The sequence below is a fragment of the Agrobacterium sp. 22-223-1 genome (assembly GCF_053522385.1).
Genome location: NZ_JBNWCN010000001.1, coordinates 1,755,596 through 1,768,507 on the forward strand (window position 1 = coordinate 1,755,596; position 12,912 = coordinate 1,768,507).

11 protein-coding genes are annotated in these 12,912 nt (G+C 61.1%); 4 read left to right on the top strand and 7 right to left on the bottom strand.

Annotated elements, in window-relative coordinates:
- Window positions 1-83: 83 nt before the first annotated feature.
- Window positions 84-3,581 (bottom strand): transcription-repair coupling factor, encoded by a 3,498-nt coding sequence (gene mfd / locus ACQZ60_RS08695; RefSeq protein WP_448735070.1) that lies wholly within the window; start codon window positions 3,579-3,581, stop codon window positions 84-86.
- A 4-nt stretch (window positions 3,582-3,585) separates the two neighbouring features.
- Complete coding sequence (locus ACQZ60_RS08700) at window positions 3,586-3,897, bottom strand: FAD assembly factor SdhE (RefSeq protein ID WP_065115898.1); 312 nt, start codon at window positions 3,895-3,897, stop codon at window positions 3,586-3,588.
- A 189-nt stretch (window positions 3,898-4,086) separates the two neighbouring features.
- On the opposite strand from ACQZ60_RS08700, the gene recG reads away from it, so the two are divergent.
- From recG to ACQZ60_RS08720, 4 genes are read left to right on the top strand one after another with little or no spacing between them, the layout of a single operon-like run.
- Window positions 4,087-6,192: an ATP-dependent DNA helicase RecG gene (recG, locus tag ACQZ60_RS08705; protein WP_448735071.1), complete on the top strand. Its 2,106-nt coding sequence runs from the start codon at window positions 4,087-4,089 to the stop codon at window positions 6,190-6,192.
- A 12-nt stretch (window positions 6,193-6,204) separates the two neighbouring features.
- Window positions 6,205-6,477 carry a hypothetical protein gene (locus tag ACQZ60_RS08710; protein WP_020809193.1) on the top strand — a complete coding sequence of 91 codons (273 nt, stop codon included), beginning with the start codon at window positions 6,205-6,207 and terminating at the stop codon, window positions 6,475-6,477.
- 54 nt (window positions 6,478-6,531) lie between these two features.
- Window positions 6,532-6,789: a type II toxin-antitoxin system Phd/YefM family antitoxin gene (locus ACQZ60_RS08715; RefSeq protein WP_020809194.1), complete on the top strand. Its 258-nt coding sequence runs from the start codon at window positions 6,532-6,534 to the stop codon at window positions 6,787-6,789.
- On the top strand, window positions 6,786-7,169 hold the full coding sequence (locus ACQZ60_RS08720; RefSeq protein ID WP_020809195.1) for a type II toxin-antitoxin system VapC family toxin: 384 nt from the start codon (window positions 6,786-6,788) through the stop codon (window positions 7,167-7,169). Before ACQZ60_RS08715 ends, ACQZ60_RS08720 begins: the two co-directional genes overlap by 4 nt.
- Before the next feature lies 1 nt (window position 7,170).
- On the opposite strand, the gene ACQZ60_RS08725 is transcribed toward ACQZ60_RS08720, so the two are convergent.
- From ACQZ60_RS08725 to ACQZ60_RS08745, 5 genes are all read right to left on the bottom strand, one after another.
- Entirely contained in the window at window positions 7,171-7,839 is a 669-nt protein-coding gene (locus tag ACQZ60_RS08725) for a DUF502 domain-containing protein (protein ID WP_020012801.1), read from the bottom strand.
- Between the two features lie 13 nt (window positions 7,840-7,852).
- Window positions 7,853-8,356, bottom strand: a complete 504-nt coding sequence (locus tag ACQZ60_RS08730) for a GNAT family N-acetyltransferase (protein ID WP_035263563.1) — start codon at window positions 8,354-8,356, stop codon at window positions 7,853-7,855.
- On the bottom strand, window positions 8,353-10,179 hold the full coding sequence (gene glmS / locus ACQZ60_RS08735) for a glutamine--fructose-6-phosphate transaminase (isomerizing) (RefSeq protein WP_448735072.1): 1,827 nt from the start codon (window positions 10,177-10,179) through the stop codon (window positions 8,353-8,355). The genes ACQZ60_RS08730 and glmS overlap by 4 nt, the downstream gene beginning before the upstream one ends.
- Window positions 10,180-10,384: 205 nt before the next feature.
- Window positions 10,385-11,746, bottom strand: coding sequence for a bifunctional UDP-N-acetylglucosamine diphosphorylase/glucosamine-1-phosphate N-acetyltransferase GlmU (gene glmU, locus ACQZ60_RS08740; protein WP_448735073.1), 1,362 nt, complete (start codon window positions 11,744-11,746; stop codon window positions 10,385-10,387).
- A 223-nt stretch (window positions 11,747-11,969) separates the two neighbouring features.
- On the bottom strand, window positions 11,970-12,707 hold the full coding sequence (locus tag ACQZ60_RS08745; RefSeq protein WP_448735326.1) for a FadR/GntR family transcriptional regulator: 738 nt from the start codon (window positions 12,705-12,707) through the stop codon (window positions 11,970-11,972).
- Between the last annotated feature and the right edge of the window lie 205 nt (window positions 12,708-12,912).

The window sequence follows — 12,912 nt, forward strand, 5'->3', positions numbered from 1 at the left end:
AGATGCCCGGCAGGGCAGAGGGGGGGGTAAAGCCCCACGCGCCTCAGTCCGCTGTCAATGGACAACCTCCCCAAAGCTCACATCTAGGACCGCGCCAGCTCCGCCAGCTGTGTCATGACCATCGCCGCGCCCGCCAGCCGCTTTTCCGGCGTCGGCAGGTCACGGGTCAGGAACAGGCTGTGATCCGGGCGGATCTTCGCCATCGTGCCCTGCTTGCCGATATAGGCGACAAGCGCTGCGGGGTTCGGGAATTCCTTGTTGCGGAACTGCACGACCACGCCCTTCGGCCCGGCATCCACCTTCTCGACATTGGCGGTGCGGCAGAGCGACTTGATGTAGACGATCTTGAGGAGATGCTGCACCTCTTTCGGCAGCGGGCCGAAACGGTCGATCATTTCCGCACCGAAACCATCGATCTCGCTGATATCCGCAAGCTCACCGAGACGGCGGTAAAGACCCATGCGCAGATGCAGATCGGGAACATAATCCTCCGGGATCATGACAGAGGTGCCGACCGAGATTTGCGGCGACCAGCCGCTATCCTGCACCTGCTCGTCGCCCTTCACTTCGGCCACCGCCTCTTCCAGCATCTGCTGGTAAAGCTCGAAGCCGACTTCCTTGATATGGCCGGACTGTTCCTCGCCGAGCAGATTGCCCGCACCGCGAATATCGAGGTCGTGGCTGGCCAGCTGGAAGCCGGCGCCCAGCGTATCGAGCGATTGCAGCACCTTCAGCCGCCGCTCAGCCATGGTCGTCAGCACCTTGTTGACCGGCAGGGTGAAGAGCGCGAAAGCGCGCACCTTGGAACGGCCGACACGACCGCGCAGCTGGTAAAGCTGGGCAAGGCCGAACATATCGGCGCGGTGCACGATCAGCGTATTGGCGGTCGGCACATCGAGGCCGGATTCGACAATGGTGGTCGACAGCAGCACATCATATTTGCCGTCATAAAAGGCATTCATGATGTCTTCCAGTTCGCCCGCCGGCATCTGCCCATGCGCCACCGCCACCTTCAGTTCCGGCACATCCGATTGTAGGAAGGCGTGAATATCGGCGAGATCGGCAAGGCGCGGGCAGACATAGAAGCTCTGGCCGCCACGATAATGTTCGCGCATCAGCGTTTCGCGGATCACCAGCGGATCAAACGGTGAAATGAAGGTGCGCACTGCCATGCGGTCCACCGGCGGCGTGGTGATGAGCGACAATTCGCGAACACCGGTCATGGCCAGCTGCAAGGTGCGCGGAATGGGCGTCGCAGAGAGCGTCAGCACATGCACGTCGCTCTTCAGCTCCTTCAGCCGCTCCTTGTGCTTCACACCGAAATGCTGCTCTTCGTCGATGATGAGCAGGCCGAGATTGGCGAAACTGATGCCCGCGCCGAGCAGCGCATGGGTGCCGACGACGATATCCGTCTTGCCATCGGCAACTTCCTTTTTCGTCAGCGTCAATTCCTTGGAGCCGACAAGGCGCGAAGCCTGCTGCACCCGGATCGGCAACCCACGGAAACGTTCCGAGAAGGTGCGGAAATGCTGGCGGGAAAGCAGCGTGGTCGGCACCACCACCGCCACCTGTACGCCGTTCATGGCGGCAAGGAACGCGGCGCGAAGCGCCACTTCCGTCTTGCCGAAACCGACATCGCCGCAGATGAGCCGATCCATCGGCCGGCCGGCACCCAGATCCTCGCGAATGGACTCAATCGCGTTCAGCTGGTCTTCCGTCTCGTCATAGGGGAAACGGGCGGCGAATTCGTCGTAAAGCCCATCCGGCGCCGTCAGCACCGGCGCATGGCGCACCAGGCGCGCGGCCGCGATGCGGATAAGCTCGTCTGCCATGTCCAGCAGGCGTTTCTTGAGCTTGGCCTTGCGCATCTGCCATGCGCCGCCACCAAGCTTGTCCAGCTGCGCTTCCGCCGCATCCGAACCATAACGGGACAGAAGGTCGATGTTTTCAACCGGCAGGAACAGCTTGGCGTCATCGGCATAGTGCAGTTCCAGACAGGCCCGCGGCGCGCCCGCCGCCTCGATTGTCCGCAGGCCGACGAAGCGGCCGATGCCATGTTCGGCATGGACGACCAGCGAGCCCTCATCCAGCCCCGCCACTTCCGAGATGAAATCCGCGCCGCGCTTGCGGCGCTTGGAGCGGCGCACCATGCGGTCGCCGAGAATATCCTGCTCGCCGATAACGGCCAGCGTTCCGGTCTCGAATCCCGCCTCAAGGCTCAGAACCGCCGAGGCCGCCTCGCCCTTGCCGAGTTTCTCCACCTCTTTCAGCGAGGTAACCGGCTTGATCTTCTCAAGCCCGTGCTCGTTCAGTACCTGCAACAGCCGGTCGAGCGAACCTTCCGACCAGCCTGTTATCAGCACCTTCCAGCCCTTGGCGCGGCGCTCGGCAATGTGCTTCACCGCCAGATCGAAAACATTGACCCGCTCCTCGCTCTCGCCTTCGGTTGGCGGGCGCGCCCAGCGCGGCCCGACATGGGCATCGAGCGTCGCGACCGGGCGACCTTCGCTGTCCTGTTCGTTGAAAGGGGTCAGACGCACGGCGTTAACGGCGGCGAGTGCGGCATCGAAGCTCTTGCCATCGAGATAAAGCTGGCCGGGGGAAACTGGTTTATAGGGCGCGCCCTGCGTCGAGCCCTTGGTTTCGCCGGAGCTGCGGCGCGCATCGTAATAATCGAGCACCAGCTTGGAGCGTTCTTTCGCCGCCTCCCGCGCCGTGTGATCGGTGACGATGCGGAAATCCTTCAGATAATCGAAGGCGGTCTCCAGCTGCTCGTAAAACAGCGGCAGCCAGTGCTCCATGCCGGCATAACGGCGGCCTTCGGAGACGGCCTGATAAAGCGCATCGTCTCGCGTCGCCGCGCCGAACAGCGACAGGTAATTCTTGCGGAAACGGCTGATCGTATCCGGCGTCAGCGTCACTTCGCTCATCGGGTTCAGATCGAGCGAGCGCGCCTGACCTATGGTGCGCTGGCTGGCCGGATCGAAGGTGCGGATGCTTTCCAGCGTATCGCCGAAGAAATCGAGCCGCACCGGCTCTTCCGTGCCCGGCACGAAGACATCGAGAATACCGCCGCGCACGGCGAATTCACCCACTTCACGCACCGTCGCCACCCGGTCGAAACCGTTGCGCTCCAGCCGCGCGGCAATCTCCTCCATGCGGATCTGGTTGCCGGGCTTCGCCGAAAAGCCGAGGCTTTCGATAATGTCGCGCGGCGCCATCTTCTGCAGCATGGCGTTGACGGTGACCAGCACGATGGCCGGATGCGGTTTCTTCGCATGGGCGATCAGACCCGAGAGCGCCGCCAGCCGGCGCGCCGAGGTATCGGCACTCGGTGACACGCGATCATAGGGCAGGCAGTCCCAGGCGGGCAGCGTCATCACCGGAATGTCAGGCGCGACGAAACCGAGGATCTGTTCGAGATCGGCGACCCGCTGGCCATCCGACATCACATAGGCGACCGACGTGCCCGCCCGCGCCATATCGGCAAGCAAAAGGGCTTCCATGCCGGAAGGCACGTTTCCGATGGTCAGCGGCGTATCGGCCGACGACACCAGCTTTGCATCGAATCCGGCTATCATATTCTCAGGCTTTCAGGGTGTCAGTGGTGACGAGATCGAAATCGGGACGGTAGGAGGCGATCTTCTCGAACAGCGGGGTCTGGAATTTTTCCGGTATGGCAAGCGCGCCCGTCACCATCTTGACGAGGTCGTTATCCTCTTCCGCCATGATGATCTCAAGCTCGTCGAGCTGGTCATCGGAAAGCCCGGCAATATTGTCTTCCGCGAATTGCCCGAGCACCAGATCCATCTCGCGAATGCCCCGGTGCCAGCAGCGGTAAAGAATCCGCCGGCGTCTCGGATCGAGGTCGGCACTCGTGCGCACCAGTCCAGTCATCGCATTCACCTTTCGGTTGGCTATTCAACAGGATGTTGACTGCGACCTCCTATAGAACAGGAGGCGAACGCTTGGGAACCGGTTTTTATCGAAATAATGCCACGGCGGTGAAAATCTGCCGGTGATAACCCGCCTTTGTGACCAGCGAAGTCTTGCATAAGCCGTCCCCTTCCCCGATTTTGCTGACCCATGCGCCCGGCCATTCTCGATCCGCTGTTTGCCTCCGTCTCCACCCTTGCCGGTGTGGGGCCGAAACTTGCCGATCTTCTGGCCAAGCTCTTGAGCCGGGAAAGCGCCGACGACACCCGCGTGATCGATCTCCTGTTCCACGCGCCATCCAACGTCATCGACCGCCGCAACCGCCCCGGCATTGCGCTGGCCGCACCCGGCGCCATTGTCACCATTCAGGGACGCGTCGACCGGCACCAGCCGCCACCGCCGGGAAACCGCAACGCGCCCTATCGCGTCTTCCTGCATGACGAGACCGGCGAACTGGCGCTAACCTTCTTCCGCGCCAAGGGCGACTGGCTGTCCAAGGCCCTACCCGTCGACGAAGAGGTTCTCGTCAGCGGCAAGGTGGACTGGTTCAACGGCCGCGCCTCCATGGTTCATCCGGATTTCATGGTGAAGCTTTCCGAGGCGGAAAACCTGCCTTTGGTGGAAGCGGTCTATCCCATGACCGCCGGTCTATCGCCCAAGGTGCTGCGGCGGGCAATCGAAGGCGGGTTGTCGAAGCTGCCGGTCTTTCCGGAATGGATCGATGAGACGCTCAAGACCCGGCAGGGTTTCGGCGATGTTGCCTCGAGCTTCCGCGAATTGCACGACCCGCGCGACAGCGCCGATATCGAGCCGCAGGCCCCGGCGCGCAGACGGCTCGCCTATGACGAATTCCTCGCCGGGCAGCTCTCACTGGCGCTGGTGCGCCAGCGGCTGCGCAAGGTGGCGGGCCAGCCGATCCGCGCCAAGGGTGACGTCGTCGCAAAAATCCTGTCGCAGCTGCCCTTCTCGCTGACGGCAAGCCAGAGCGCTGCGGTCAAGGATATCCTGACAGATATGGCCGGCGAAGACCGCATGTTGCGGCTGCTGCAGGGCGATGTCGGCGCGGGCAAGACGCTGGTGGCGCTGATGGCCATGGCAACGGCAGTGGAGGCCGGCGGACAGGCGGTGCTGATGGCCCCGACCGAAATCCTCGCCCGCCAGCATTACGCCACCATATCCAAACTCGCTCAGGCAGCGGGCATCACCGTCGAAGTGCTGACCGGCCGCACCAAGGGCAAGGAGCGCCGCGAGATCGAGGAATGCGTCGCTTCCGGCGAAGCGCAGATCGTCATCGGCACCCATGCGCTGTTTCAGGACAGCGTGAGTTACAGGAACCTCGTGCTGGCAGTGGTGGACGAGCAGCATCGCTTCGGCGTTCACCAACGCCTGCGCCTCACCGCAAAGGGCATCACGCCGCATATGCTGGTCATGACCGCCACGCCCATTCCACGCACATTGGTTCTGGCCGCCTTCGGTGACATGGATGTCTCCAAGCTCACCGAAAAGCCGGCCGGCCGCAAACCCATCCAGACGGTGACGATCCCCACCGAACGGATCGGCGATATTGTCGAGCGACTTCGTGCGGCACTGAAGGAGGGCAAGAAGGCCTACTGGATCTGCCCGCTGGTGGAGGAAACGGAAGAATCCGACCTGATGTCGGCGGAGGAGCGGCACGCGGTTCTCTCGCAGATGCTCGGCGCCAATATCGGCCTCATCCACGGCCGCATGAGCGGCCCGGAGAAGGATGCCGCCATGCTGGCCTTCAAGAATGGCGAAACCCGACTGCTAGTAGCGACGACGGTGGTGGAAGTGGGCGTCGATGTGCCGGATGCAACCATCATGGTCATCGAACATGCCGAACGTTTCGGCCTCGCCCAGCTTCACCAGCTGCGCGGCCGTGTGGGCCGCGGCGACGAGGCCTCCACCTGCATCCTGCTCTATAAAGGCCCACTCAGCGAAAACGGCCGTGCCCGGCTCTCCATCCTGCGTGACAGCGAGGACGGCTTCCTAATCGCCGAGGAGGATTTGAAGCTGCGCGGCGAAGGCGAGCTGCTCGGCACCCGGCAATCGGGCACGCCAGGCTTCCGCATCGCCAGCCTCGAGGCCCATGCCGACCTTCTGGAAATCGCCCGCAAGGACGCGGCTTACGTCATCGAACGTGACCCCGAACTGACAGGCCCGCGCGGCAATGCGCTGCGCACCCTGCTCTACCTGCACCGCCGCGACGAAGCGATCCGCTTCCTGCACGCCGGCTGAAAGTGAACGCCCATGAACATGATCGACCCGCGCCGCCCACCACCCGCCTTCCGCAAAGGTTATGCGCTGTGTTCGCCTCAGAATATCCTGCAACCGGAGACGTTCGCGAAAAGCGAAAAAAAGGCCATCGGCAAGGCGTTCAAGAAGCCCGGACGCAAGAAGGCCTGGAGCCAAGCGCTGGAAGAAGGCTGGAGCGTGCGGCTGGTCTATATGCGGCTTTTCGTTCCCGTTTTCCACGCGACCAATACGGGCACGGACGTGGATGATCTGGATGACGAGGATTGATATGGTCCATTGAATGGACTAATATAATGCTAACTTTAACGCCCGAGGTTAGCCGTGCAGATATCCGTGACGGATGCAAAAAGTCAGCTTACCGAACTGGTGCGCCGCGCCGAAGCCGGTGATGAGGTCATTCTCACCCGTCATGGCCACGCAGCCGTACGGCTGGTTCCGGTCACCGCCGTGGCGGATAAAACATCCCGCAGGGCCGCGCTCGCAAAAGTGCGCGCGACTGTCGCCAACAAAGCCGATGATGGCCCGGATGCCGCGCATAGTCAGGATTTTCTCTATGACGAGCACGGCCTTCCGAAATGATCGTTATCGATACGTCGGCTCTGATGGCGATCCTGCTTGATGAACCCAAAGCGGATGCCTGCGCTGCAGCTCTCGAAACGGATGAGCCTCTGCTCATTTCCGCCGGTACGCTTGCGGAAACCATGATCGTGGCGCAGCGGCGCGACCGCAGCCGGGAATTAGAGATGCTGATCGAAGGTCTGAGCGCCGAAATCAGACCCGTCACCCCCAAATCGGCGCATGGCGTTTCCGAAGCTTACCGCATCTGGGGCAAGGGCATTCATCCCGCCGGACTGAATTTCGGCGACTGTTTTGCCTACGAGCTGGCGAAAACCGAGGGTTGCCCCTTGCTTTATGTCGGCAACGACTTTTCGCAGACGGACATCCTCGGCGTTATCTAGCTCAAACCGGCGCGATCATTTTCGGCGGCGTGAAATCCGGGGCCACCAGACCGCCGGATATCAGCAGTTTCGCCGCATCTTCCGGCGTCATGTCCAGCATCACGATCTTGTCTTTCGGCACGAACAGCAGGAAGCCGGCTGTCGGCACCGGTGTCGGCGGCAGGAAGACGGCGACCATCTGCTGGCCCATTTCATTGAAACGATGGGCAAGCTCGCCCTTGGCCTCGGAGGCAACGAAAACCATCGCCCAGGTGCCGGATGACGGAAACTCGATCAGGCCGACCTTCTTGAAGGAGTTCGAATGCTCTTTCAGGACGGATTCGAACAGCTGCTTAATGCTCTTGTAGATCGGCCGCACCAGCGGCATGCGGTTGAGGATGGATTCGCCGACGCCGAAAATCCATTTGCCGATGAGGTTATTGCCGAGAAAGCCGATGAGCGTGATGCCGATAACGGCGATCAGCAGGCCGAAACCGGGAATAGCCACATCGAAATATTGCTCGGGATCGTAACGGGCCGGAATATAGGGCTTCACCCAGCTATCGGCCCATTGCAGGAAGCTCCACACCAGCCACATGGTGATGGTGACGGGCGCGAGGATCAGAACGCCCGTGAGGAAACTATTGCGCAGCCGGGCTGCGAATGAAATTTTGACTGGAATATCGGTCATTTACCGTTCGGAATTAAGCGTTGTCGCCATCGAAACCCGGATGAAAACCGACAATGCCGGATGGAGTTCCACCATGCAAGCGAAGAACTGTGAAATATTCGTCAGGAATCCCTTGCGCATTCACCCCTTCGACATGGCGAAAACCGAAGCGGCCATAGTAGTCCGGATCGCCCGCGACAACCGCACCGGAAGCATTCAGACGCTCCAGAACGGCAAGCCCGTCCTGCACCAGCTTTGAACCGACGCCCTGCCCCTGCCGTTCCGGTGTCACGGAAAGCGGCGCGAGGCAGAACCAGCCGGTCTCGCCGCTGGTAAGCGTCACCGGCGAAAAACCGACATGGCCGATAATGCCTTCGCTATCCTCGGCAACCAGTGAAACGGTGAGCGCGCCCGCCCTGCGCAACCGCTCGACGATCAGATGTTCCGTCTTGTCGCTATAATCGACGTTACGGAAAGCATCTTCCGTAACGCGAGCGATCGCCTCTTCATCGCCCTGACGCTCCGGCCGGATGATCATTCCACCGTTACCGATTTCGCCAGATTGCGCGGCTGGTCCACATCCGTGCCCATGAACACGGCGGTGTGATAGGCGAGCAGCTGGATCGGCAGCGAGAAGACCATCGGCGCGATCAGCTCGTCGACATTGGGCAGCGTGATCGTCGCCATAGTGTCGAGCTTGGAAGCGGCGGCCCCCTTCTCATCGGTGATGAAGATGATGCGGCCGCCGCGCGCGGCGACCTCCTGCATGTTCGAAACGGTCTTTTCAAAGAAACGATCATGCGGCGCGATGACGATGACCGGCATGTTCTCGTCGATCAGCGCGATAGGCCCATGCTTCAGCTCACCCGCAGCATAACCTTCGGCGTGGATATAGGAGATTTCCTTGAGCTTCAGCGCGCCTTCCAGCGCCAGCGGGAAGCTGGTGCCGCGGCCGAGATAAAGCACATCCTTGAAACGCGACAGATCGCGCGACAGCGCTTCGATCTGCGGCTGGATGCTGTTGAGAACCTTGCTCATGATGCGCGGCATCTCGGTGAGATGGCGAACCAGTTCGGTTTCCTGCTGGGGCGTGATTGTACCGCGCGCTTTTCCGGCGGCAACGGCAAGCGAAGCGAGCACGGCAAGCTGGCAGGTGAAGGCCTTGGTGGAGGCGACGCCGATTTCCGGACCGGCAAGGATCGGGAAGATCGCATCGGATTCGCGCGCCATGGTGGATTCACGCGTGTTGACCACCGCGCCGATCTTCAGCCCCTCCTGCTGGCAATAACGCAGGGCCGCCAGCGTATCGGCGGTTTCGCCGGATTGCGAGATGAACAGTGCGGCCTGCGTGGGAACGAGCGGGATTTCGCGGTAACGGAATTCCGAGGCGACATCGATTTCCACCGGCAGACGGGCATAACGCTCGAACCAGTATTTGCCGATCAGGCCGGACAGATAGGCCGTGCCGCAGGCGGAAATGGCAAGGCCGGAAAGCTTGGCGAAGTCGATGGCCGTGTCGGCCTTCTTCACGGTCTTGGAGGCAAAATCCACATAGTGGCTGAGCGCATGGGAAATGACTTCCGGCTGCTCGTAGATTTCCTTTTCCATGAAGTGGCGATGGTTGCCCTTGTCGACCACATAGGCCGTCGCCTGCGAAATCTGACGCTCGCGCTTCACCGGCTTGCCGGAGAAATCGATGATTTCCGCACCCTGCCGGGTCACGATGGCGCAATCGCCATCCACCAGATAGGTGATCTCGTTGGTGAAGGGCGACAGAGCGATGGCGTCGGACCCGAGGAACATTTCGCCCCGACCGTAACCGACGGCAAGCGGCGGGCCGGAGCGCGCCGAAAGCAGCGTGCCGGGATCGTCCTTGAACATGACGACCAGCGCATAGGCGCCCGTCACGCGGTTCAGCATCTTCAGCATCGCCTCGCGATGGCCAAGACCCTCGCGGGTATATTTCGCCAGAAGCTGCGCCACCACTTCGGTATCGGTCTGGGTGGTGAAGCTCGCGCCTCCGGCGGTCAGCTCCTCGCGCAGTTCGGCGAAATTTTCGATGATGCCATTATGGACGACGGCGACGCCGTCGACGAAATGCGGATGGGCATTGGTTTCGTTCGGAACGCCATGGGTCGCCCAGCGGGTGTGAGCGATGCCGACCACGCCCGGCAGCGGCTCTTCCGAAAGTCTCTTCTCCAGGTTGAAGAGCTTTCCTTCCGCCCGGCGGCGGTCCATCGCGCCATTGTCGATGGTGGCGACACCAGCCGAATCGTAACCGCGATATTCGAGACGCTTCAGCGCATCGACAAGCCGTTCAGCAACGGGCTGGGTTCCGACAATTCCGACAATTCCGCACATATATTTCTCCAGACGGCGATCTCTTCGCCGAAACTTTCAGAGCATTTTCGCATTTCCCTGAAATGCAAAAATACTCCACCTTTTTTGTACTGACGCATTTCCGGACGTAAAACCGCTGCACACTTTTACTGGAAATGCTTTAACCGTTTCCCTGAAATCGGCAATTACGCCGCCGGTCACTTTCGGTATCGCTCGGTAACGTCTTTCAAGAGGACTTTTTCTTCGCTTCTTTCAGCGCTTTCGCCCGCTCGCGCACCACGGTCGCCCGGCCCGGCTTCACCTCCTGACGCGCCCGCCCGAACGCCAGCGCATCGGCCGGCACATCGTCGGTAATCACGCTGCCGGAGGCGATATAGGCCCCTTCCCCGATCGTCACCGGCGCAACGAGCGCCGAGTTCGAGCCGATGAAGCTGTTCGCACCGATCCGCGTTTCGGCCTTGTTGTAGCCGTCGTAATTGCAGGTGATGGTGCCCGCACCGATATTGCTGCCCGCGCCGATGAATGCGTCGCCGATATAGGTCAGATGGTTGACCTTGGCGCCCTCGCCGATCTCCGCCTTCTTGACCTCGCAGAAATTGCCCACCTTGGCGTTAGCGTGCAGGTTCGCGCCCGGACGCAGCCGCGCATAGGGACCGACGGCCGCACCTTCGGCGACATGCGCCCCTTCCAGATGCGAAAACGCATGGATGACGGCGCCCGGCTCGATGGTGACGCCGGGACCGATGACGACATTCGGTTCGATCAAAACGTCCTGACCGATCTTCGTGTCATAGGAGAGGAAGACGGTTTCGGGCGCAATCATCGAAACGCCGTCCACCATCAATTCGTGGCGGCGGCGCTCCTGCCAGAGCTTCTCGATAAAGGCCAGTTCGGCGCGGTTGTTGCAGCCGACCAGTTCCGTTTCGGGCGCATCGATGGCGACGGCGCGGCGGCCGAGGGAACGGGCGATCTCGACCACATCGGTCAGATAATATTCGCCCTTCACATTGCTGTTGCCGATCCGGTCGAGCAGGTCCAGCGCGTTGCGGCCGTTGATGGCCATCAATCCGCTATTGCACCAGGTAACCTTACGCTCCGCATCGGTCGCGTCCTTCTCCTCGCGGATAGCGACAAGTTCGCCATCCTTGACCAGAAGCCGGCCGTAACCGGTCGGGCGGTCGGTATGGAAACCGATGACAGCGACATCGGCGCCGGCGGCAATCGCCTCACGCGCCCGGTCGAGCGTTGCGGAAGTGATGAGCGGTACATCGCCATAGGCAACGATGAGATCGTCGAAACCGCGCTCGATGGCTGCGCGTGCGGCAAGAACCGCATGGCCGGTGCCCTTGCGTTCCGTCTGCAGGAAAGCTTCGACCTGAAGGCCCTTCATGCTTGCGGCGGCAGCGACATTGTCGGCATCGCGCCCGACCACCAGCGCCACCGTGCCGACGCCAGATCCAGCCACCGCCTCAACCACATGGCTGATCATCGGACGCCCGGCGACCGGATGCAGCACCTTGGATTTCGACGATTTCATGCGCGTGCTGTCGCCCGCTGCGAGAATAACGGCTAGAGAGCTGCGCTCCATAAGACCTCCAACACCCAGTCACCGGCCGCAGTGCGGCCAGGACGGCGGCATATGTTTGACTTCACGCCGTCCGGCAAAACGAACGGGCGCATCGGTAATTTCATTCCGGAATTGCTATAACGGCGGCCCACTTAAGAAACCATGCAAATCTGCACCAAATTTCCGCACCGTTTTTCATCAAACGTGATTGGAACGGGATCGCATCCCGCTCCCGCGGTGTGATTTATCGCCGGGGGTTGCGGGCCGTGAATTCCAGCACCTGCTGGCGGCCGTTTTCGATCAGCCTTTCCATCTCGCGGCGCGCTGCGGCCTCATCGCGCAGGCGAAACGCCTCCACGAGCCGCAGGTGGGAGGCGGACACGTCGGAAATCTCATTGGGATCGGTTTCCGGGTTGCTCATCCGGAAAATGCCCACCAGAGCCGCCTTTATCAGCGAACCGACGGTGCGCATGAACGGATTGCCGGACATTTCAGTGATGAGGACATGGAAATTCATATCCGCAAGCGCGCGCTTTTCCTTGGAATAGGCCGTATTGCCCATCTCGTTGGCATAAGCGGCGAGCTTGGCGATATCCGCGTCCTTTGCCCGCGTCGCGGCAAGACCAGCGCCATAGGGCTCGAAAGCCTGACGGATATCGTAAAGATGCAGCAGAAACTCGTCGCTGACGCCCGCCTCGAAATGCCAGAGCAGCACTTCGCTGTCGAACATGTTCCAGCTTTCGCGCTCCGTCACCCGGGTGCCGATACGCGCCTTGGGGGAAATCATGCCCTTGGCGGTCAGCGTCTTCATCGCTTCGCGCAGCACTGTGCGCGACACTTTCAGCCGGTCCATCAGCTCGGCATCGCCCGGCAGGATATCGCCCGTCTTGAAGGTGCCGGACACGATATCGAGACCGAGCTTGTGAACGACCTGTGCATGATTTGTCCGCAGCTTTCGAAAACCGATAGCCGCATCGAGCATTCCGCGCTGCAAGTGCCATGTCCTTCCGTTCGGTTGGCGATCTTAAAAATCGCGCCAGACGTGTATATCTCAAGTCAGAATATAGTGAAAAACATCAAGTCGCCTGAAAAGCAAAGGCAAACTTCGTCCACGGCGTAAAACATATGAAAATAACAAAGGCCGCACATGAATTTCATGCGCGGCCTGTTATCGGCGGGAATGGAAA